This is a genomic window from Streptosporangium sp. NPDC087985 (genome assembly GCF_044741965.1).
In the GTDB taxonomy this organism is placed as follows: domain Bacteria; phylum Actinomycetota; class Actinomycetes; order Streptosporangiales; family Streptosporangiaceae; genus Streptosporangium.
This window is the reverse complement of the sequence record NZ_JBIUTQ010000010.1, coordinates 53,598-71,981: the sequence shown is the minus strand read 5'-3', so window position 1 is coordinate 71,981 and position 18,384 is coordinate 53,598. Positions and strand designations below refer to the sequence as shown.

Here is an 18,384-nt window from a genome sequence, read left to right as displayed (position 1 = left end):
CTGTGCGGTCGCGTAGCCGCAGACCCTGACGTGTCTACTGAACCGGGTCAACTCCAATTCCTGAGCCGGAGAGGCCGGTCAGGTTCCTCAGCTTCCAACTCTGAGGATCTACAGCGCAGTTCCTATGAACCGGTCTGCGGGCCGAGCTCGCCTGATCCTCGGGGGATGAGGCGGGTCGGTAGCTCGATCCGGCGGGCGGGGCCGGGCTCGCCCGCGATGCGCTGGAAGAGCAGTTCGGCCGCGGTCCGGCCGAGCCTCACCGGGTCCTGGGCCACCACGGTCACCCCGGGGACCAGCAGGTCGGCGAGTTCGAAGTCGTCGAAGCCGACCAGGGCGAGCCGGTGCCCGGCGCGTAGCGTGGCCACGGTGATCCGGCTGTTGCCGGTGAACACCGCCGTGGGCGGGTCGTCGCCGGACAGCATCCGGGCCAGCGCGGGGCCGGCCTGCTCCGGCGGCCCCATCGTGATCAGTGACTCGTCGACCGCCAGGCCGGCGTCCCCGAGGGCGCGGCGGTAGCCGCGCAGGCGTTCGGCGGCGGTGAAGATGGACGGGCTGTCGCCGAGGAAGGCGACGCGGCGGTGGCCGTGCCGGATCAGGTGGGTGACCCCGGTGTGTGTCCCGCCCCGGTTGTCACAGGTCACGGTGTCCACGTCCAGCCCGCCCGGCCGGTCGGCGAAGACGGCGGCGATGCCCGCGTCGAGCTCGGGTCGCAGGTATCCGTGGTCGGTCCCGGCCGGGACGATGATCAGGCCGTCCACCCTGCGGGAGCAGAAGGTGAGGACGAGCTCCCGTTCGCGGAGCGGATCCTCCCCGGAGGAGCCGCTGAGCACCAGCGAGCCGTACCGGAGCGCCACGTCCTCGACCGCGCGGCTGATCCCTGAGTAGAACGGGTCGGCCACGTCCTCGATCACCAGGCCGATGGTCGCGGTCCGGCCCCGGCGGAGCACCCGGGCGCTCTCGTTGCGCCGGTAGCCGAGCCGTTCGATGGCGGACAGGACCCGTTCGGCCGTGGCGGGGTTGACCCCCGGCTCCTCGTTGACGACCCGGGAGACGGTCTTGAGCGCCACCCCGGCCGCCGCCGCGACATCCTTCATGGTGGGGCGTCCCCGCACACTGTCCGTCACGGCCCGATCATCGCTCAAGACCACCCGCTTGACAACGTTGTCATCAACCCGGCGCGTCAGCGGGAGAGTCCGGCGACCTCGGAGGCATGGCGAAATATCCCTTCTGATCATGAGTGTGTGATCTGTGGGACAGTAGGGCGATGACTGATCGGGGACTCAGGCTCTCGCGGGCCCTGCTGATCGCGGGCGCCGTGCTTGCCTCACTCAACCTCAGACCCGCGCTGGCCGGGATCTCCCCGGTGCTCGGCGAGATCATGGACGACCTCGGGCTGAGCGCGGCCGGCGCCGGGGCGATCACCACGGTGATGGTGGTCTGCCTGGGCGTGCTGGGTCCGCTCGCCCCGCTGCTGGCCCGCCGGTTCGGTCTGGACCGCACTCTCATGGCCGGGCTGCTGATCCTGGCCGCGGGGGTGGTGCTGCGCAGCGCGGGCGGCGTCCCGGCGCTCTACGCGGGCGCGGCCGTCGCGGGTACGGCGATCGCCATCATGAACGTGGCGATGCCGGGCGTCGTCAAGCAGCACTTCCCCACCCAGGTCGGCCTGTTCACCTCGGTGTACGTCTCCGCTCTCGTGCTGGGCGCCGCCGCCATGTCCGGGCTGACGGTGCCGCTGGAGCGTGCCACCGGGTACGGCTGGCGTGAGGTGACCGCGCTGGCCGCGATCCCGGCCGTGGCGGCGGCCCTGCTCTGGCTGCCCCAGGCGTTGCGGCCCCCGGCACGGGCCGGGGCCGCACCCCGGCCGTTCCGCGCGCTGCTGCGCAGCCGGGTGACCTGGGCCGTCACCGCGTACATGGGCCTTCAGTCGCTGACCTTCTACATCATGCTCGCCTGGGTACCCATGATCTTCAGCGACGCGGGGCTCCCCAACGACCAGGCGGGCTACCTGCTCAGCCTGACCCACCTGGCGCAGATGGCCGCCACGCTCACGATCCCGGTCCTCGCGGGCCGGGCCCGGTCGCAGGTGCCGCATGTGACGGTCGCGACCGTGCTCACCATCGTGGGATACGCCGGACTGCTGATGGCTCCCGCCGCCGCCCCCTGGCTGTGGATGATCATTCTCGGGCTGGGGCAGGGCGCCTCGATCGCGCTCGCGCTGCTGATCATCGCGCTGCGCGCGCCCGACCCCGCCTCGGTCACGGCGCTGTCGGCCGTCGCCCAGTCCGCCGGATACGCGCTCGCGGCGCTCGGGCCGTTCCTGATCGGCCTGCTCTACCAGAGCTCGGGCGGCTGGACGCTGCCGCTGCTGGCGGGGCTCGGCGCGTGCGCGCTCCAGCTGGTCGCCGGGTTCCTGGCGGGGCGCCCGGTGTTGATCGCCGACAGCCCGGAGACGCATCCGGCCGCCGCCCGGAAGTAGGCCGGGACCCCCTACCGGTCACCTCGCCGCGACGTACACCTGCCCGGCGTGGCCGAACAGCGGCAGGTCCGGGACCCGGTCGCCGCACCGCACAGGTCCGGGGGGCATCGCCGGTCTTGACCATGGACCAGTCGCCGGTTTGGAGCGGGCGGCCGTCCCGCTAGGCGAGGGCGGCCTCCTCTTCCAGGGGACGCAGCTCGTCGGCGTAGCTGACCGACACGCGGCGCATCACACCGCTGTCGCTGATGGAGTACTGGCCCAGCCGCCAGAGCGGTGGTGAGTAGGCGTGGATGGAGACGCTGCCGTCCACCACGCCGGTCAGCCGGTGGATGTGGTCGGGACCGAAGGAGAAGGACTCGCCCGCGGAGATCGAGGCTTCCAGATGCTCGCCACCGATGCGCGGGTTGCACTCCCGCAGCGTCCCGGCCACCACCCGGACCGCGCCGGAGGAGATGTCGTGGTCGTGCCAGCCGGTGTCGTCCTCCGGCCGCCAGCACAGCAGCCAGATGTCGACGTAGGAGTCCCGGTAGAGGGAGGCGTAGTGGCGGCCCCCCTCCTCGGGAAAGTCCACCTGGTCCTCCCACCGGGAGGGGTCCGCGGCCAGCTCGTCGACCAGGTCGCGGAGCTCGCGACGGTCGAGGACGCGGGCGGGCAGGGATCCGTAGCTCATCGCCGGCCTCCTTGGAGCGCGCAGCGCTCACGGCCCTGGGACTGGTTCACGTTCACTTGCGCGACTCCTTCCGGTTCAGCAGGCGGTGGGGATTGGTGACCGCGACGGCGTGCCACGCGGCGGCGCCGAGCGCGGGGTCGGGGGCCCTGGCGTAGGGCTCGTCGGAGCCGTTGACCACGACGTCGATGCCGAGCTCGCGGACGATCGCGTCGATGGCGCGCGGGCCGTAGGAGGAGGTCTCCAGGAACATGCCGGGGTCCACCAGGCCCCGGCCCTCGCCGCTCCGGTTGATCAGCCGCTCGGAGTGGAGCGGGGCCAGCCCGGCCAGCAGCGCGAAGCAGACCCGCAGCCCGGGGTGGCGGGGACGGCCGAAGGTCGCGAAGGCGTACCAGGAGGCGTGCATCTGCTGTACGTAGGGGACGACGGCGGGCCACCAGCCGGGCCCCCGGGGCTCGGCCGCCGGTCCGGGATGGACGAAGAGCGGCAGGCCGCGGTCGGTGAGCACGTCGAGCAGCGGGGCGAGCCTCGCGAGGTCGTCCCCGTTCCGTACGGCCGTCGCGGGCAGCTGCAGCCCGGCCATCCCCTGGTCGAGGGCCTTGGCGAGCCGGGAGGGGTCGAGATCGCCGAGGCAGGTCGCGGCCCAGGCCCCGAACGGGGCGGGCAGCGCGAGGGCGTCCTCGTGGTAGGCGTCGATGATCGGCCAGGCGTCCTCGGGCGGCAGCGACTCGATGCCGAGCGGGCTGGACAGCGACACCAGGGCCAGGTCGAGCCCGGCGTTCAGTGCCAGACGCGCGGTGAGGTCGTGGTCGCCGGGATCGACCTCGTAGGAGGGCTCGCCGTCCAGGTGAAGGGTCCAGCCGTCGAGGCGCGGCGCGACCGTGCGACGCCGGAGCGCGTCCACGAACGCGGGCGTCCACAGGTGCTGGTGCACGTCGACGGTCATCGCCCTCCTCCCTTCGAGATATTCCCTACCTATAATATAGGTAACAGGCCTGACCCTATCCCATCTCCTTGGCGACGCGCTTTAGTGAACCGTTTCAGTGAACCGCTTCACCTTTCACCTGTCAATGCTGCAAATCTCCGTAATGCGGTGGAGAACACCCCTGGGCGGAGCCGGGGACATAGGCTGGCCGGATGCCCCAGCCCCGGAAACGAGCGACGATACGTGAGGTGGCGAAGGCCACCGGTCTCTCCCCGGCCTCCGTCTCGTACGCCCTGCGGGGCATGCAGGTGTCCGAGGAGACCATCGAGCGGGTGCGCAGGGTCGCCGCCGAGCTCGGCTACGAGGCCGATCCCATCGCCCGCGCGCTGGCCAGCGGCCGTACCGGGATGATCGGCCTGCTCTGCGGCTCCCTTGAGGACCTCTGGCAGCAGGCCCTGGCCGTCGGCATCGGACGGGCGCTGAAGGACAACGACCGCTACGCGCTGATCCTGGACGCCGCCGGAGACCCGGGCAGGGAGCGCACACTGGCCCGGCAGCTCCGTGACCAGCGGGTGGACGCCCTGATCGTGCAGCCGGTGGATCCGGCGGCACCGCTCTGGGCCGAGCTGTGCGAGAGCCTGCCGGTGGTCTCGATCGGCGACTCGCTGGCCGGGGCACGCACGGCGGGAGAGGTCGTGTTCGACAACCGCGCCGGGGTGACACTGGCGCTGGAGCACATGCGCGACCGGGGTCACCGGCGCGTCGCCGTCCTCACCCCTACCCGGGCCAGCACCCCCGACCGCCCCGCCGACGTGCACGTTCTGGCCGAGGCGGGACGGCTGGGGCTGGACATCGAGGTGGTCACCGCACCCCAGGCGCTCACGGCCGCCACGGACGTCGCCCGGCGGATGCTGGCCGGCGGCCACCGGGCGTTCTTCTGCTTCGCCGACTCGATCGCCTACGGGGTGTACGCGGCCTCGGCCGAACGGGGTCTGCGGATCCCCGCCGACGTGTCCGTGATGGGCTACGACGACCACCCGATGTCGGGGCTGCTCACCCCGGGGCTGACCACGGTCGACTGGGACATCGACGGCATCGTCCGCGCGGCCGTCCGCGCGGTGGTGGCCGCCGCCGACGGCAACACCCGCCGCCGCCGGATCGTCCAGGCTCCCCAGCTCCGCGAACGCGGCTCGGTGGGCTGAGCGGGGAGCCGCCGAGGACGGCCGTTACCGGGCCGGTCGCCCTGCCGGGTCAGTCGCCGAACACCAGGTCGAGCAGCCAGCTCACCAGGCCGACGACGATCGCACCCCAGAACGCGGCCCAGAAGCCGGCCACGTGGAAGGGCAGGTGGACCTGGGCGGCGATCCAGCTCGTGAGCAGCAGCAGTCCGGCGTTCACGACCAGGGCGAACAGGCCGAGGGTGAGCACGTAGAAGGCGCAGCCGAAGACCTTGATGATCGGCTTGAGGACCGTGTTGATGACACCGAACAGTAAGGCGACCGCGAGGAGCGTGCCGATCTGCTTGGAGGTGGTCTCCGCGGTCACCGTGATTCCCGCCACCAGCTGGGTGGCCGCCCACAGGGCGGCTGCCACCGCCAGGACCTTGATGATGATTTTCACGTTGGGCATCCTCGTATGGGGGATCGGACGAGCGACAGATCCGCGTCGGGTGTAGGAGCGGATATATAAGGACACTAAGCGCTCTGCGGCCACGGCGATCGCCAGGACGGCGGCGAGCCGGGTGAGGGGAACGTGACGGGCCTCCGCTGGTGACTCCGTGTAGTCACAGAGGTTAAAGCTTTCGTGCGCGGTCCGTCACTTCCCTGGCGGATGGGAATGGCTTCCGGGGAGAGCGCGCTGCCTGGGAGGCCTCACCATGTCCGACGCCACGTCCAACCACTCCGGATCCGCCCGCCGTACGGCGTCGCGGGAGATCCGGCTCGCCTCGCGGCCCTCCGGATGGCCGACGGAGGAGAACTTCGAGCCGGCCGAGGTGGAGCTGCCCGCCCCCGGTGAGGGCCAGGTCCTTGTCCGCAACCTCTACATGAGCGTCGATCCGTACATGCGGGGACGGATGAACGAGGGCAGGTCCTACGTGCCGCCCTTCGAGATCGGCAGACCTCTCGACGGCGGGGCGGTCGGCGAGGTCGTCGAGTCCCGCGCGTCCGGCCTCGCCGCCGGTGATCTCGTCCTGCACGGGTACGGCTGGCGGGAGTACGCCGTCATGGACGCGGGCCGGGCCCGGAAGGTCGAGAAGATCCCCGGCATTCCCCTGTCGGCCTACCTCGGCGTGCTGGGCATGACCGGACTCACCGCCTACGTGGGCCTGCTCGACATCGCCGGGTTCAAGGAGGGCGATGCGGTGTTCGTCTCCGGCGCGGCCGGCGCGGTGGGCAGTCTGGTCGGGCAGATCGCCCGGTTGAAGGGCGCCTCGCGGGTCGTGGGCAGCGCCGGCTCGCAGGAGAAGATCGCCTATCTGACCGGGAAGCTCGGCTTCGACGCCGCCTTCAACTACCGGACGGCCCCGGCCCGCAAGCAGCTCGCCCAGGTGGCGCCCGACGGGATCGACGTCTACTTCGACAACGTCGGCGGCGACCAGCTGGAGGCGGCCCTCGACGCGCTCAGGCGGTACGGCCGGGTCGCGATGTGCGGAGCGATCTCCGCCTACAACGACGCCGAGCCGGCTCCCGGCCCGAGCAACCTCTTCCTGGCCATCGGTAAGAGGCTCACCCTCCGCGGGTTCATCGTGGGCGACCACGGCGACCGCATGCCGGACATGATCGCCGAGGTGGGTGCCTGGATCAGCGACGGCAGTGTCACCTTCGAGGAGACCGTCGTCGACGGCCTGGAGAACGCCCCGAGGGCCTTCATCGACATGCTCCGCGGGGCCAACACCGGCAAGATGATCGTCCGGTTGACTCACTGACGATGCATGATCGTCATGATATGGGGCAGAAGGGGCGAAGGGGGGTGGGTTGGTTGGCAATAGATGATCTTGAGGCACTGTCGGCCCATGAACTACATGATCGCGCGGTCCGCTACGCCGTGCACCACGGGGACTTGGCCTTCCTGTGGGAACTGCTCAAAATGATCCCGGCGGCCGAGGCGTCCGCGGGGAACGAGGACGAGACGGCGAACGACCTCAGCCGGGTCTCCGCTCTGCTCAGTGACGCCATGGCGTCCGGGGAGGGCCGGCTCGGCGAGGCGCTGCGCCCGTTCTACATCGACTATCTCTCCAGGCACCCCGAAGCCTAGGTGTCTGCCGCTCAGACTGTCTCGGTAGTCTGATCGGCAGGTCAACGAAGGAGTGTCATGGCACAGGTGAGAGTCGAGCGGATCGAGGACGGGTTCGTGGCCCGCAACGACCGCGGGGCCGAGGTCGCGATGGGCGGCGTCGACGAGCAGGGGGTGTTCACCCCTGTCGAGCTGCTGCTCGCGGCGCTCGGCGGCTGCAACATCGTCACCGTGGAGCCGCTCACCGCCCAGCGTGGTCACCGGCTGGTCCGCCTGGCGATGACCGTCCAGGCCGAGAAGGCCGAACCCTCGCGGCTCGGACCCATCACCATCACCTATGACGTGGAGCTGCCGGAGGGCGACGAGGAGGCGGACGAGGTCTTCCGCGCGGTGGCCCACCGGGTGGAGGACAAATACTGCACGGTGAGCCGGGCGCTGCGGGAGGAGAGCGAGGTCCGGCTCGAACTGCCCGGGTGACGGCTCGGCCGCGGCGGTCATCGGCCGGCCCGCCTTGCCTGACCGTTCCATACCTTTGGTCAGGCAATAGCGGGTCAACTCCGTGTGTAGGGCCAAAATCAACCCGTGGATGGCGTGCTCGTTACGTGGGGTTCTGTAATGTTGAAGCAGGTCAAGGGGTTCTGCGAGGCCCGGGGGGAGCATTGCAGAGACTTTCACCGGATACAGGACGCGAGGGGGATCGCGTCCCTGAGCGGAGCCGCCGGAGTCTTGGGGGAGACGAAGGAACGGCCCGCGAGGAGGCCGGGGCCGGGTAGTTGGGGGACTGCCCGGCCCCGTGTCCTGTCCAGGGGACGGGGCCGGACGGTTGAAGAACCGCCGGCCCCGTTTCCCTGTCCCGGGAGGGCCGGGAGGCCGCTTCCGTGAAGAGCTGTCCGGGAGGTGGCCCCGATCCGCTCCGCGAGATCACCGCGCGGACATCTGATGTGCGTCACCGCCGGGGCTGCTGCTAGAGTTACCTCCGTTGCAGGCGCCGCTAGCTCAGTTGGTTAGAGCAGCTGACTCTTAATCAGCGGGTCCGGGGTTCGAGTCCCTGGCGGCGCACCACATAGACAAGGCCGGATCGGTGACCACCGATCCGGCCTTGTCTGTTCCTGGTCGGCCTCCCACTGTGGGCCGGTCTTCTTCCTGTCCGCCGTATCCGGCGGCTGCCTGTCCGATAAATAGATTTATGGGCTATATGCCTTGTTTGTCGTTTATCGCACCGGGGCAGGGGCCATTCATGGGTATCGCGGGCGGTCTCGACACCGGCCTGGCGAGGGTGCTTGTCTCACTGGCCGGTCCGGCGAGCCCGGCGGATCTGGACGCGGCGCGTATGCAGATGGCCCTCTCGCTGGGCTGGCACATCGTGCTGGCCTGTTTCGGCGTGGGGATGCCGGCCCTTCTGCTGTCCGCCGAGTGGCGGGCGATCCGTACCGGCGACGACGCCCTCCTGCGACTGGCCCGGCAGTGGGCCAAGGTGGCGGGTGTGCTGTTCGCGGTGGGGGCGGTCTCGGGGACGATTCTCAGCTTCGAGATGGGCCTGCTCTGGCCGGGGCTCATGGGGACCTACGGCGAGGTGATCGGCCTGCCCTTCGCGCTGGAGGGGATCGCCTTCTTCGTCGAGGCCATCTTCATCGGCGTCTACCTCTACGCCTGGGGCCGGCTGTCACCCCGGGCCCACCTGCTGAGCGGGGTGCCCGTGCTGGTCGCGGGGGTGGCCTCGGCGTTCTTCGTGGTGACCGCCAACGCGTGGATGAACCAGCCGGTCGGTTTCGTGGTGGAGAACGGCCGGGTGAGGGACGTGGCCCCGTGGCGGGCGATGTTCAACCCGGCCACGCCGCCGCAGACGCTGCACATGATCGTGGCGGCGTTCATGGTCGCCGGGTTCGGCACCGCCTCGGTGTACGCCGTGGCGATGCTGCGCGGGCGGCGGGACCGCTACCACCGTCTGGGGTTCATGATCCCTTTCACGATGGCGGCCGTCTTCGCCCCGATCCAGATATTCCTGGGCGACTACGCGGCCAAGTTCCTGGCGGAGCGCCAGCCGACCAAACTCGCCGCGGCGGAGGGGCTCTTCCGTACCGGCCCGAACGCGCCGCTCAGCCTGGGCGGATTCGTGGCCGACGGCCGGCTGCACTACGCGGTTGAGATCCCGAGCGGCCTGTCCCTGCTGGTGGGCCATAGCCCGAGCACCGTGGTCCAGGGACTCGACCGGGTGCCGGTGGCCGGCCGTCCACCGGTCACCCCCGTCCATCTGGCCTTCGACACGATGGCGGGGATGGGCTCCCTCCTGTTCCTGCTGGCGGCCTGGTACGCGTTCGCGTGGTGGCGCCGACGCGACCTGCCCCGCTCCCGGTGGTTTCTGAGGTTCGCGGCCCTCTCCGGGGTGGCCGCGGTCGTCGCGCTGGAGACCGGCTGGGTCGTGACGGAGGTCGGCCGGCAGCCATGGGTGGTGTACGGCAGGCTGCGCACGCTGGACGCGGTCAATCCGGCGCCCGGCCTGTGGGCCGGGGCCGTCATTGTCGCGCTGGTCTACGTGTTCCTGACCGTCGCCACCGTCTACGTCCTGCGGCGCATGACGGGCGCTCCCCGGGAGCAGGAGCCCGCTCCCCGGGCGGCGGCGTACGCTCCCCAGGAACCGGAGTGATCCCATGGACACGGCGCAGGCCCTGCTGGTCGTGATGTGGGTGGGCGTGACGCTGTACGCGCTGCTGGCCGGAGCCGACTTCGGCGGCGGCATCTGGGACCTGCTGGCGGGGCGCAGCCGCGCCGGTATGCCCCAGCGGCGTCTCATCGAGCACTCCATCGGGCCGGTGTGGGAGGCCAACCACGTCTGGCTGATCTTCGTTATCGTCGTGCTGTGGACCGGTTTCCCGCCGGTGTTCGCCGCGGTGATGTCCACGCTTTACATCCCGCTGACGCTGGCGGCGCTCGGCATCATCGCCCGGGGTGCTGCCTTCGCCTTCCGCAAGGCCAGCACGGAGCTGTGGCAGCAGCGCCTGTTCGGCGCCGCCTTCGCGACATCCTCCGTCCTGACGCCTTTCTTCCTGGGCGCGGTGGCGGGGGCGGTCGCCTCGGGACGCGTCCCTCCGGGGCTGGCGACCGGAGACCTCCTGACGAGCTGGCTCAACCCGACCTCGCTGCTCGGCGGGGTCCTCGCGGTCGCCGTGTGCGCCTACCTCGCCGCGGTCTACCTGTGCGACGACGCGGTGCGGGCGGGGTCGCCCGGTCTGGCAGAGGGATTCCGGCGCCGGGCACTGATCACGGGTCTCGTGGTGGGCGCCGTCGCGCTCTGCGGCATCGTCGTGATCCACGGGGACGCTCCCCGGCTGTTCGACGGCCTCATCCATCGGGGGCTGGCCCTCGTCATCGCCGGAGCCGTGCTGGGGCTGCTCTCCCTAGTCCTGCTCTGGTGGCGGCGCTACCTGCCCGTCCGGGGCACCGCCGCGCTGGCTGTCACCGCGGTGGTGTGGGGATGGCCGCTCGCCCAGTATCCGGTCATGCTCCCTCCCGCTCTCACCGTCAACGGGGCCGCCGCGGATCCGGCGGTCCTCGGCGCCACGCTCCTCGTGCTCGCCGTGGGGGCGCTGCTGGTGCTGCCGTCCATGGCCTGGCTGTTCCTGCTCCAGCACCGCTCGCCGTACGACCCGAGCGCGCACGGCTGACGGCCCGCGCCTCTTCCGATGATCTTTTGTGACCTGGAAGGCCCCTATCATGGACAAGGAGTTCCGGCCCCCGATGTTTGACCACGATAAGTGGGTGGAACGACCACAAAAAGTGACATTTCCCCTGTAAAGTCCGTTCTGAGGGACCATATGGCGGGGGGAGCCATCGTGAGAAGACTCATGTGTGCGGCGGCGCTGTCCATGGTCGCTGTTCTGGGAATCGTCGCCACGGGGACATCGGCGCAGGCGTGGAACGGGGAGAAGACACCGGTGGGGCGGGACCAGTACCGGATTCTGCTCAACCAGTGCCGGTATGCCGATTCCGCACGGTTGCGCAGCGAGTGCCGAGCAGCGGTCAGGAACACCTACCGGATCGGGAGGGAGAATCCCAACCTGGACTGCCGGACATACTCCGGGGTTACGGTGTGCGGGGAGCTCATGCTCAGCAAGCGACAGGCCGCGTGCGTCCAGCACTCGGTGGGGGAGGGGCTGTCGCCGCGCCGATCCGAGGTCGAGTGTTACGCATTCCACTGATCTCGCCGCGGGGGCCCGACCCCGCCCGGGGGTGACCCGGGGCCTCACCGCGGGGCCGGGCCGGTGCCGCCGTGGCGCGCCTCCTGTCCGCGTACGCCGGGAGCCGCTCGATGTCCGGCTCCCGGCCGTTCCGAGGTGCCGGGGCGGGCGACGGGATGAAATGCGAGATTCCTTCCGCGGATGCGTCGCGACGTATGGCATTGGGAGCCTAATTCTTAGTAAGGTTTCTTGTTAATAACGTGCTATCCGTCGGCCGTTGGACATGTCCCCCCTCCATCCCCCCTGTAGGAGGAGTCCACGTGCACCTGCGACACAAGGTGGCCACCGGAGCCGCCGTGCTCACCGCCGGTTCCCTGCTCGGCCTGCTGCCATCCGCTCCGGCGGCCGCTCACGGAACCATGTCGAACCCGCCCAGCCGCGCCTACGTGTGCAAGACGGAAGGTCCGGAGAACCCCACCTCGGCGGCGTGCAAGGCGGCCGTCGCGGCCGGCGGCACCCAGGCCTTCTACGACTGGAACGAGGTCTCCCGGCTTGAGGCGGGCGGCAACCACCGTGCGATCATCCCGGACGGCCAGCTGTGCAGCGCCGGGCGTGACAAGTATCGGGGGCTCGACCTCACCAGGGCCGACTGGCCCGCCACCCGCGTCTCCCCGGGGCCGCTGACGGTCACTTATCACGCGACCGCACCCCATGCGAACAGCAACTTCGAGTTCTACATCACCAAGCAGAGCTGGAACCCGACCCAGCCGCTGCGCTGGTCGGACCTGGAGCACATCAAGACGTTCAACAACCAGAACCCCACCACGTTCACCAACTGGACGATCAACCTCCCGCAGCGGAGCGGCCGCCAGCTCATCTACTCGATCTGGCAGCGCGTGGTCGGCAGCACCGAGGCCTTCTACACCTGCTCCGACGTGGACTTCGGCGGTGGCTCCAACCCCACCCCCACCCCCACCCCCACGCCGACCTCGACACCGACACCGACACCGACGCCGACCTCGACCCAGCCGGGCGGCACCTGGAGCGCGGGCACCGCCTACGCGGTGGGCGCGCGGGTGACCTACGGTGGCCTGACCTACCAGTGCCTGCAGGCGCACACCGCGCTGCCGGGCTGGGAGCCGCCGAACGTCCCCGCGCTCTGGAAGCGGGTCTGACCTGGCCGTGACCGGGGCGGCCACGGCCATCCCGGTCACGTCATCCTCAGGAGGAGCCCATGGTGAAGCGCGTCGTCCCGATCGTCCTGGGGGTCCTCCTCCTCGCCGGCTGTGGCGCCCCCGGCGCCCAGGAACTCCGTGGCGACGCTCAGGAGGCCTATGGTGCCGCGCGCACTCCGCGTCCGGCGTCCGGTGCGGACGAGGACTTCAACTATCCCGACGTGATGTTCCTGCAGATGATGGCGGTCCACAACCGCCAGGGTGTGGAGCTGGTAGGGCTGGCGCCGGAACGGGCCGCCCGTCAGGAGGTCAAGACCCTGGCCGCGGCGATCGCCACGACCCAGGAGGCGGAGGCCGCGTCGATGACCGACCGGCTGATCGGCTGGGGTCAGCCCGTCACCCCGAGGGCCGGCCAGCACGCCGCACACGGAGGCATGTCGCCGGAGATGACCAAGGTGGCGATCGCCGCGATCGCCGACGCGGCCCCCGCCGACTTCGAGCACAAGCTTCTCAACATGCTGATCGCCCAGCAGGACGACGCCATCCAGATGGCCAGGATGGAGGCGGTCAGCGGCTGGAACCCCGAGGTCAGGGCGCTGGCAGCGCGGATCGAGGTCTCACGCGCGGCACAGATCAAGCAGATGCTGGCACTGCTGGGCCAGTGACCGGCTCAGGCGGCACCCGCTTGGATCCGCTTCTCTCCAGGAATGCTTTAAACGCGTTTGACCTCGGGTCTCTCGGGAAAGCGGTCGTTTTGAACGAGAGGAGTTCAACGATGGAGGCTCCGCAGTACGTCGCCGCGCGCGTGCAGCGCGCGCTGGCCGAGGACGAGAGGACCAGCGAACTCGGCATCCGGGTGGACATCCGGGGAGGACAGCTCTTCCTGCGCGGCCAGGTGAGCGGCGCCGAGCGCCGTACGCTGATCGCCGCCGTGGCGGAGGAGGCCGCTCCCGGCCTGACGGTCCGCAACGAGATCACCGTCATGGATGTCAGGGGTCCGGGGGAGGAGGAGAAGCTGTGAGGGAGTTGCGGATCGCGGCGGTCGGAGACGTGCACCTGGACGAGAGCCTCAGGGGGCGCTACCGCGAACGGCTGGACGGCGTCGAGGAGCATGCCGACGTGCTGCTGCTCGCCGGAGACCTGACCCGGCACGGCACACGGGAGGAGGCGCGGGTGGTGGCGGACGAGTTCCGCGGCCTGCCGATCCCCGTGGTCGCCGTGCTCGGCAACCATGACTACCACTCCAACCTGCCCGCGGAGATCGCGTCCCTGCTGTCCGGCGTCGGGATCACGGTCCTGCACGATGACGCGGCCGTGCTCGACGTCGACGGGGTACGGCTCGGCGTGGTCGGCGGCAAGGGATTCGGCGGAGGATATGCGGGCAAGTGCGTCAGCGACTTCGGTGAGCCCGAGATCAAGGCGTTCGTCAGCCACACCAGGCGGATCGCGGATCGCTGGCGGTTGGCTCTCAAGGAGCTCCAGGCAGACCGGAGGGTCGTGCTGTCGCACTACTCCCCGGTCAAGGACACCCTGCACGGGGAACCGCTGGAGATCTATCCCTTCCTGGGCAGCTATCTGCTGGCCGAGGCGGTGGACGCGGAGGGGGCCGACCTGATCATCCACGGTCATGCGCACGCGGGGACGGAGAAGGGCGTGACCCCCGGGGGCATCAGGGTGCGCAACGTGGCGCTGCCGGTGCTGGGGCGGGCATATGGGGTGTACTGCCTGTAGTCCCGGCCGGCCATTGCCGGTGCGAGGCCGTCAGGGCAGGGAAGGTCTGGCCTGCATTAGACGTGGAAGATACTGATGCCTCCCGGACCGATGAGAAGGCCGACGATGATGAGCACGATCCCCCAGAGGAGATCGCGACGGGCCAGGATCACGTAGATCCCAGAGATAACGAGAATGACTGCGAGAATCCAGAGCAAAGTAGCCATGAGTAGGAACTGCCCCCACAATTCACGACTTAACATCTTTGCTGAAATACGGATCGACGGCCGGTCGGCGTGACCGTGCCTCCGACCAGGGCAGACGGCCGGACGATCGCCATCTCCGCGACGAGCGCCATCGAATACGGAGGGTCTCGCACCTGTTTAAGGTGAATCATCAGGAGCACTTGCTCAGGTCATGGATCTGATGCCTACCTGGGGATCTGGAGGGTACGCGGTGGGCATGGGAAGCCACAGCCATGAGGTAACCGACGCGATTCTGGAAACCCTGAAGCGGGCGAGCAGCGGGTTGAAGGAGGCGGGAGTCAGGTTCGCGCTCGCCGGGGGCTGCGCCGCGTACGCGCGCGGGGCCGCGCCCTCCCTGCACGACGTGGACTTCGTCCTCCCGCAGGAGGATGTGCCGACCGCTCTCGCGGCGCTGCGCGAACTGGGCTTCCAGACGGTCAAACCTCCGGAGGACTGGCTGGTCAAGGCCTACGACGAGGGAAGGCTGGTGGACCTGATCTTCTCCATCTGTGACCATCCCGTCACGCCGACGTTGCTGGACCGGGCCGAGCCCATGAATGTGTCCGCCGTGATCCTGCCTGTCCTGGAGGCCACCGACCTGGTCATCTCGTGGCTGCTGCCGTTCTCCGAGCACAGCTGCGACTACGGTTCGCTGCTGCCCCAGGTGCGGGCGCTGCGCGAGCAGGTCGACTGGGACCGGGTCGCCGCGGTCGTGCGGGACTCACCGTACGCGTCGACCTTCCTGACCCTGCTGGAGCGCCTGGGGGTGATCTCCGGCCCCGTCGATCCGGGGGGTGATCCGTCCTGGCCCTGAACGTCCGAGACCTGTCCGGCACAGCGGAGGGGGCGGGCTGTGCGCCGGTGACATCTCGGACACGGCCCTCCTACCGGAGAGTTGTCTGCACATGTCGCCTCATGGACGGACCACCGTCCCGCGTCCGGTAGTCTTGTCGAGGTCAAGCGCCGCTAGCTCAGTTGGTTAGAGCAGCTGACTCTTAATCAGCGGGTCCGGGGTTCGAGTCCCTGGCGGCGCACTTTTCAGAAAGCCCAGGTCAGTCCATCTGACCTGGGCTTTCTTTATTTGGTGACCAACCTGAGGGCGACCCGGGCCCCATGATGACCATGATGGTTGCCCGTCGTCTGCCCGCCCGCCGAAAGCCTGGTCACGGCATGATCATCCGGGGTCTCACCTCTGAGCCCACCGCGTGGAACCGGCCACGGCCGCATGGCGCTCTTCCCTCACGGAGTAGGGCGAGGTGGTCGATATGTCTCTTGACCCTCGCTTTACCCGACTGGTACTAATCACCAACCTTGTCCCCGCCCTTTGCGACCCGGACGGCGGGGACGCCACGCGGACTTCCACGTCCGCCGCAATCAGGGAGATCCTCCGTGAGGAGTTCACTCGAACGCCACCGCCGGCTCAGACGACTTACCGTCGCCGGTGGCCTGGCAGTGGCGCTGGCCTTCGGGACCATGTCCGCGGCTGCCGGCGGCGCCCAGGCTCAAGGGCCGTCCGGCCCAGGTCTGACGGCCGACGCGCCCGTGGTGACGAGCGCACTGCTGCCGGACTACGACAGCGAGATCGTCGCCAAGTTCGACTCGGCCAACTCCGTCGAGCACATCCGGCATCTCGCCGTGGACATCGGCCCGCGGTTGAACGGCACCCCGCAGGAGCGGGAGGGCGCGGAGTACATCGGCGGCATCTTGAAGTCCTACGGCTTCGAGGTGACCTACCAGGAGTGGGGCCCGGTCTCGACCAAGCAGGTTGCGAAGGTCACGTCCTCGAACGCCGACCTGCCCGGGGGACCGAACTGGCAGATGGCCGCCTCGGCCAGCGCGAAGTTCACCGGCAACGGCAGCGTGGAGGGGCAGGTCGTCTACGCCAAGACCGGCCAGTCCGCCGCGGACTTCCCCGAGGACACCAAGGGCAAGATCGTGCTGATGGACTACAGCACCACTGCCACGGTCCGGAACACCGCCGTGGTCAACGCGGTGGGACGAGGGGCGATCGCGGTCATCCTGGCTTACGCGACCGGTAACTCCGCGCCGCCGTCGTTCACTCTCACCACGCCCCAGCCGGGGCTCCCGGTGGTCGGCGGTGGCACCGCGCACAACACCTGGATCAGGGACCTCCTGGCCAAGGGGCCGTTGACGCTGAAGATCGCGACGAACGAGTACGTGACCCCGATGGGCAACAATGTCATCGGTATCCGGCACGCGGTCGGCGACCCGACCGGCACCACCGCGCCGATCGTCATGGTCGGTGCGCACATCGACACGGTGCTGGGCGCGCCCGGTGCCCACGACGACGCCTCGGGCAACGGCGTCTCCCTTGAGGTCGCGCGGGTGCTCAGCCAGTATCCGCTGGACAAGGAGCTGCGGATCGGCGGCTTCGGCGGTGAGGAAGGCGGACTGCTCGGCGCGAAGGCGTACGTCAAGACGCTGACCGACGTGGAGAAGGCGCGGTTCGTCGGCGAGTGGCAGATGGACATGGTCGGCACGCCGTACGAGCCGGCCCGGCTGTGGGCGCTGACCCCGAACGGGCAGTCGAACTACGTGGTCCAGGAGGCGTACAACGCGGCCGCACGCGTCGGCTTCGAGGGACTGCGCAACTGCCGGCTCGGGCAGAGCGACCACCAGGCGTTCTACGACGTGGGCATCCCGTCCTCGCTGTTCATCTGGCTCGACTACCGGCCGCCGGCCGTCTGCAGTTCGAGCAACGGATCGTACGTCACCGAACCGCAGTACCACCGTCCGACGGACACGATGGACAACATCAGCCCCGAGCGGCTGCAGGTCACCCTCGACGTCGTGGGCGGCGCGGTGGCGCACAACGCGCTGAACGCGGTGACGGTGTCCGCGCTCTCGGATGCCGGTAAGCCGCTGGCCGGGGCGCCGGTACAGGCCGACTGTGGCAATGGCCTGCGGAACGTGGGTACGACCGGGGCGGACGGCCGGCTCAAGACAGTGCTCCCGCACGCCACCTGCGACTTCACCGTGACCGCCGAGGGCACGGTGGCGACCGAGCGCGGCGTGTCGATCTCCGGTGACCGGGCGCTGGCGGTGACCGTCGACCTCACCAAGCCGACGATCTCCCTCACTGCGCCCACCGATGGCGCGGTCTACACGCTCGGGGCGGCCGTGGCCGCGTCGTACCGGTGCCAGGACAACCTGTCCGGGGTGGCCACCTGCACCGGCACCGTGCCCGACGGCAAGCCGCTCGCCACTTCCACCGTGGGCTTCCACAAGTTCACCGTGGATGCCACCGACCACGCCGGAAACGCCGCCGGCCAGACGGTGACCTACCAGGTCGTCTACCCCTGGCACGCCTACTTCCCTGAGGCGTTGGACGGCAAGGCCGGCAGCGCCGTGCCGATCAAGTTCAGTCTCGGCGGTGACCACGGTACCGGCGTGATCGCCCCTGGCTACCCGATGTCCCAGCCGGTGACCTGCGACGCCGGGAAACCGACCGGCCCGGCCGAGTCGACCAGCAACCCCGGGAACTCGAAACTCAGCTACGGAGGCGGCCAGTACAACTACGTGTGGAAGACCGACAAGAGCTGGTCCAACACCTGCCGCCAGTTCCAGCTGAAGCTCGATGACGGCAGCAGCCACTTCACGACCATCAAGTTGAAGTAGCCGCAACGCGGTGCCCGGCGGGGGAGCGGAGTGAGAACCGGCCTCCGCTCCCCTGCCGGGCGATCATTGCCGGACACCCCCGTCGGCGATTGGCTCTGGCCCGCAACCACTCCGTTCGCCGAGGTAGCCTCCCGCTTC

The 18,384-nt window shown here is 69.6% G+C and carries 19 protein-coding genes and 2 tRNA genes; 16 read left to right on the top strand and 5 right to left on the bottom strand.

Annotation, left to right across the window (positions count from 1 at the left end):
- Positions 1 to 122 precede the first annotated feature (122 nt).
- Positions 123 to 1,124 carry a LacI family DNA-binding transcriptional regulator gene (locus ACIN94_RS19710; protein ID WP_400707929.1) on the bottom strand — a complete coding sequence of 334 codons (1,002 nt, stop codon included), beginning with the start codon at positions 1,122 to 1,124 and terminating at the stop codon, positions 123 to 125.
- A gap of 140 nt (positions 1,125 to 1,264) precedes the next feature.
- On the opposite strand from ACIN94_RS19710, the gene ACIN94_RS19705 reads away from it, so the two are divergent.
- Positions 1,265 to 2,476, top strand: a complete 1,212-nt coding sequence (locus tag ACIN94_RS19705) for a CynX/NimT family MFS transporter (RefSeq protein WP_400707927.1) — start codon at positions 1,265 to 1,267, stop codon at positions 2,474 to 2,476.
- 160 nt (positions 2,477 to 2,636) lie between these two features.
- On the opposite strand, the gene ACIN94_RS19700 is transcribed toward ACIN94_RS19705, so the two are convergent.
- The gene (locus ACIN94_RS19700) at positions 2,637 to 3,146 is read right to left on the bottom strand and encodes a cysteine dioxygenase (RefSeq protein WP_400707925.1); all 510 of its coding nucleotides are present in this window, start codon (positions 3,144 to 3,146) and stop codon (positions 2,637 to 2,639) included.
- A gap of 52 nt (positions 3,147 to 3,198) precedes the next feature.
- A complete protein-coding gene (locus ACIN94_RS19695) occupies positions 3,199 to 4,089 on the bottom strand; it encodes an amidohydrolase family protein (RefSeq protein WP_400707923.1) in 891 nt (296 codons plus the stop codon).
- Between the two features lie 227 nt (positions 4,090 to 4,316).
- Here ACIN94_RS19695 and ACIN94_RS19690 point away from each other — a divergent pair, with 227 nt between their 5' ends.
- On the top strand, positions 4,317 to 5,270 hold the full coding sequence (locus ACIN94_RS19690) for a LacI family DNA-binding transcriptional regulator (RefSeq protein WP_400707921.1): 954 nt from the start codon (positions 4,317 to 4,319) through the stop codon (positions 5,268 to 5,270).
- Between the two features lie 49 nt (positions 5,271 to 5,319).
- On the opposite strand, the gene ACIN94_RS19685 is transcribed toward ACIN94_RS19690, so the two are convergent.
- Positions 5,320 to 5,688 carry a phage holin family protein gene (locus ACIN94_RS19685; RefSeq protein ID WP_400707919.1) on the bottom strand — a complete coding sequence of 123 codons (369 nt, stop codon included), beginning with the start codon at positions 5,686 to 5,688 and terminating at the stop codon, positions 5,320 to 5,322.
- A 256-nt stretch (positions 5,689 to 5,944) separates the two neighbouring features.
- Here ACIN94_RS19685 and ACIN94_RS19680 point away from each other — a divergent pair, with 256 nt between their 5' ends.
- The 11 genes from ACIN94_RS19680 to ACIN94_RS19630 all read left to right on the top strand — a co-directional run bounded on the left by ACIN94_RS19680 (position 5,945) and on the right by ACIN94_RS19630 (position 14,383).
- Positions 5,945 to 6,994: an NADP-dependent oxidoreductase gene (locus tag ACIN94_RS19680; protein WP_400707917.1), complete on the top strand. Its 1,050-nt coding sequence runs from the start codon at positions 5,945 to 5,947 to the stop codon at positions 6,992 to 6,994.
- A gap of 44 nt (positions 6,995 to 7,038) precedes the next feature.
- Complete coding sequence (locus tag ACIN94_RS19675) at positions 7,039 to 7,323, top strand: hypothetical protein (RefSeq protein WP_400707915.1); 285 nt, start codon at positions 7,039 to 7,041, stop codon at positions 7,321 to 7,323.
- Positions 7,324 to 7,380: 57 nt separating this feature from the next.
- Positions 7,381 to 7,779, top strand: coding sequence for an OsmC family protein (locus ACIN94_RS19670; RefSeq protein ID WP_400707913.1), 399 nt, complete (start codon positions 7,381 to 7,383; stop codon positions 7,777 to 7,779).
- Positions 7,780 to 8,287: 508 nt separating this feature from the next.
- Positions 8,288 to 8,364: transfer RNA gene (locus ACIN94_RS19665), tRNA-Lys, on the top strand.
- A 175-nt stretch (positions 8,365 to 8,539) separates the two neighbouring features.
- Positions 8,540 to 9,946, top strand: a complete 1,407-nt coding sequence (locus ACIN94_RS19660) for a cytochrome ubiquinol oxidase subunit I (RefSeq protein ID WP_400707911.1) — start codon at positions 8,540 to 8,542, stop codon at positions 9,944 to 9,946.
- Positions 9,947 to 9,950: 4 nt separating this feature from the next.
- Positions 9,951 to 10,964, top strand: a complete 1,014-nt coding sequence (locus ACIN94_RS19655) for a cytochrome d ubiquinol oxidase subunit II (RefSeq protein WP_400707909.1) — start codon at positions 9,951 to 9,953, stop codon at positions 10,962 to 10,964.
- A gap of 168 nt (positions 10,965 to 11,132) precedes the next feature.
- Positions 11,133 to 11,498, top strand: a complete 366-nt coding sequence (locus ACIN94_RS19650) for a hypothetical protein (protein ID WP_400707907.1) — start codon at positions 11,133 to 11,135, stop codon at positions 11,496 to 11,498.
- Between the two features lie 299 nt (positions 11,499 to 11,797).
- Positions 11,798 to 12,652: a lytic polysaccharide monooxygenase gene (locus ACIN94_RS19645; protein ID WP_400707905.1), complete on the top strand. Its 855-nt coding sequence runs from the start codon at positions 11,798 to 11,800 to the stop codon at positions 12,650 to 12,652.
- Positions 12,653 to 12,711: 59 nt separating this feature from the next.
- Positions 12,712 to 13,317 carry a DUF305 domain-containing protein gene (locus ACIN94_RS19640; RefSeq protein WP_400707903.1) on the top strand — a complete coding sequence of 202 codons (606 nt, stop codon included), beginning with the start codon at positions 12,712 to 12,714 and terminating at the stop codon, positions 13,315 to 13,317.
- 110 nt (positions 13,318 to 13,427) lie between these two features.
- Positions 13,428 to 13,673 carry a BON domain-containing protein gene (locus tag ACIN94_RS19635; protein WP_400707901.1) on the top strand — a complete coding sequence of 82 codons (246 nt, stop codon included), beginning with the start codon at positions 13,428 to 13,430 and terminating at the stop codon, positions 13,671 to 13,673.
- A complete protein-coding gene (locus ACIN94_RS19630) occupies positions 13,670 to 14,383 on the top strand; it encodes a metallophosphoesterase (RefSeq protein WP_400707899.1) in 714 nt (237 codons plus the stop codon). Before ACIN94_RS19635 ends, ACIN94_RS19630 begins: the two co-directional genes overlap by 4 nt.
- Before the next feature lie 56 nt (positions 14,384 to 14,439).
- On the opposite strand, the gene ACIN94_RS19625 is transcribed toward ACIN94_RS19630, so the two are convergent.
- Positions 14,440 to 14,589, bottom strand: a complete 150-nt coding sequence (locus tag ACIN94_RS19625) for a GPGG-motif small membrane protein (RefSeq protein WP_400707898.1) — start codon at positions 14,587 to 14,589, stop codon at positions 14,440 to 14,442.
- Positions 14,590 to 14,779: 190 nt separating this feature from the next.
- On the opposite strand from ACIN94_RS19625, the gene ACIN94_RS19620 reads away from it, so the two are divergent.
- From ACIN94_RS19620 to ACIN94_RS19610, 3 genes are all read left to right on the top strand, one after another.
- Positions 14,780 to 15,421, top strand: coding sequence for a nucleotidyltransferase family protein (locus tag ACIN94_RS19620; protein ID WP_400707897.1), 642 nt, complete (start codon positions 14,780 to 14,782; stop codon positions 15,419 to 15,421).
- A gap of 146 nt (positions 15,422 to 15,567) precedes the next feature.
- Positions 15,568 to 15,641, top strand: a tRNA-Lys gene (locus ACIN94_RS19615).
- A 355-nt stretch (positions 15,642 to 15,996) separates the two neighbouring features.
- Positions 15,997 to 18,246 carry a PxKF domain-containing protein gene (locus ACIN94_RS19610; RefSeq protein WP_400707895.1) on the top strand — a complete coding sequence of 750 codons (2,250 nt, stop codon included), beginning with the start codon at positions 15,997 to 15,999 and terminating at the stop codon, positions 18,244 to 18,246.
- The last annotated feature ends 138 nt before the right edge of the window (positions 18,247 to 18,384 follow it).

Excerpts from the sequence above, each read along its gene's own strand:
- ACIN94_RS19655 (WP_400707909.1), top strand. The coding sequence starts at position 9,951 with ATGGACACGGCGCAGGCCCTGCTGGTCGTGATGTGGGTGGGCGTGACG.
- ACIN94_RS19670 (WP_400707913.1), top strand. The coding sequence starts at position 7,381 with ATGGCACAGGTGAGAGTCGAGCGGATCGAGGACGGGTTCGTGGCCCGC.
- ACIN94_RS19635 (WP_400707901.1), top strand. The coding sequence starts at position 13,428 with ATGGAGGCTCCGCAGTACGTCGCCGCGCGCGTGCAGCGCGCGCTGGCC.
- ACIN94_RS19700 (WP_400707925.1), bottom strand. The coding sequence starts at position 3,146 with ATGAGCTACGGATCCCTGCCCGCCCGCGTCCTCGACCGTCGCGAGCTC.
- ACIN94_RS19695 (WP_400707923.1), bottom strand. The coding sequence starts at position 4,089 with ATGACCGTCGACGTGCACCAGCACCTGTGGACGCCCGCGTTCGTGGAC.
- ACIN94_RS19660 (WP_400707911.1), top strand. The coding sequence starts at position 8,540 with ATGGGTATCGCGGGCGGTCTCGACACCGGCCTGGCGAGGGTGCTTGTC.
- ACIN94_RS19625 (WP_400707898.1), bottom strand. The coding sequence starts at position 14,589 with ATGGCTACTTTGCTCTGGATTCTCGCAGTCATTCTCGTTATCTCTGGG.
- ACIN94_RS19640 (WP_400707903.1), top strand. The coding sequence starts at position 12,712 with ATGGTGAAGCGCGTCGTCCCGATCGTCCTGGGGGTCCTCCTCCTCGCC.
- ACIN94_RS19705 (WP_400707927.1), top strand. The coding sequence starts at position 1,265 with ATGACTGATCGGGGACTCAGGCTCTCGCGGGCCCTGCTGATCGCGGGC.
- ACIN94_RS19620 (WP_400707897.1), top strand. The coding sequence starts at position 14,780 with ATGGATCTGATGCCTACCTGGGGATCTGGAGGGTACGCGGTGGGCATG.
- ACIN94_RS19680 (WP_400707917.1), top strand. The coding sequence starts at position 5,945 with ATGTCCGACGCCACGTCCAACCACTCCGGATCCGCCCGCCGTACGGCG.